Raw genomic sequence first — 1,339 nt, forward strand, 5'->3', positions numbered from 1 at the left:
ATCTGGCGTCATGGGTGATGCTTCAACAAAGCGGGAGGCGGGCATTGCACTCATTGCCCGCAGCTTTGATCGACGCAAGCTGAAGTAGGTTGGGTTGAGTTCATGTTGCTGACAAAAGGCGACCTGAGACAGACCGCTTTGCTCAAATTGCTGAATCAGGGATTGCCATTGGGCTTGTGTGCGTCGTGCCATGAGTGTGCTCCAAATAATGAAGCGTAGAGCCTAAGTGCTGTTATTGCTGCGGGCTAGCGGGTGGTTGGTTTGACGCTTACACTTTTAAACCGATATCAGCGTTGATATACGGAGAATATATATCAGATTATTAATTTCTCACATTTGAAAATATATAACAAAAAGTGGCTGAAAACACATATACCACTTGACTGTTTCTATTACTGCTAACATTAAACTGGGGTTAAGCTAGGCATTGATTATTTAACCTAATATGTATACTGTTTAATCGTTCATGTACTTTTTTCTAGGTGATGCAGGTGATTACAATTAACTGTATGGAAGCAAGCAAGGGAGATGCGATACTGATATCCGCAGCTGGAAAAAATATTTTGATTGACGGTGGATATAAGGCTACTTTCGAAAATAGCATTAAGAAAGAACTTAATAAAATCATTCAGAATGGGGAGCTCTTAGACCTAGTTATTCTCTCTCACTTTGATGCTGATCATGTAGTGGGGTTAACTGCTTTAATTGAAGACGAAAAGTACTCAGCTTTAATAAAGGAAGTGTGGTTTAACAAGTGTTCTGAGTTAGCAGAATATGTTGATCACCTCTATGATTCAAGCTGGGACTTGAGCTTTTCTCAAGGAGTTAGTTTTGAAAAAGCAGTTAAAAAGCTTAAGGAAAGAAACCCAGAACTTCTAATCAAAAGTCATGTGAATAACAAAACTTTCGCTGAACCTGTCACTTTTTCTGAAGCCCTGAGTTTAACTATCCTATCGCCGACGCCCGAAAAGCTGGAGCACTTAGCCCAAAATAGCCAAGACGAATTAAGAAAGCTAGAACTAGAAGATTACAACTTGTCAGGATATGACGATGATGATTTATCTGAAGAGTTTTGTAATTTATGGGACAACCCTGACATCCCTGATAAAAGCCCTTCAAATGGCTCTAGTATTGCAATAATGCTCAGTTATAAGAGCAACAAGTATCTTTTTCTAGGAGATGCTCATATAGAAACTATATCTGACTCCCTAGAAGAACAAGGTGCAACTGAAACATCACCAGAGACAATCAAATTTGTAAAGCTCTCCCACCATGGGAGCAAATTTAATATCAGTAAAAAGTTCTTATCCCTAATTACAGAGTTATGATTGAAAGTAGT

The 1,339-nt window shown here is 39.1% G+C and carries 2 protein-coding genes; one reads left to right on the top strand and one right to left on the bottom strand.

Going from position 1 to position 1,339, the window contains the following annotated elements; all coding sequences use genetic code 11:
• Positions 1-192: IS66 family insertion sequence element accessory protein TnpA (gene tnpA / locus DKW60_RS23390; protein WP_425451377.1), on the bottom strand; the 192-nt coding region annotated here is incomplete at its 3' end.
• A 299-nt stretch (positions 193-491) separates the two neighbouring features.
• Here tnpA and DKW60_RS23395 point away from each other — a divergent pair.
• Positions 492-1,328 (top strand): MBL fold metallo-hydrolase, encoded by an 837-nt coding sequence (locus DKW60_RS23395; RefSeq protein ID WP_181389871.1) that lies wholly within the window; start codon positions 492-494, stop codon positions 1,326-1,328.
• Positions 1,329-1,339: the final 11 nt, after the last annotated feature.

It is taken from the genome of Leucothrix pacifica (genome assembly GCF_003172875.1).
Taxonomy (GTDB): Bacteria; Pseudomonadota; Gammaproteobacteria; order Thiotrichales; family Thiotrichaceae; genus Leucothrix; species Leucothrix pacifica.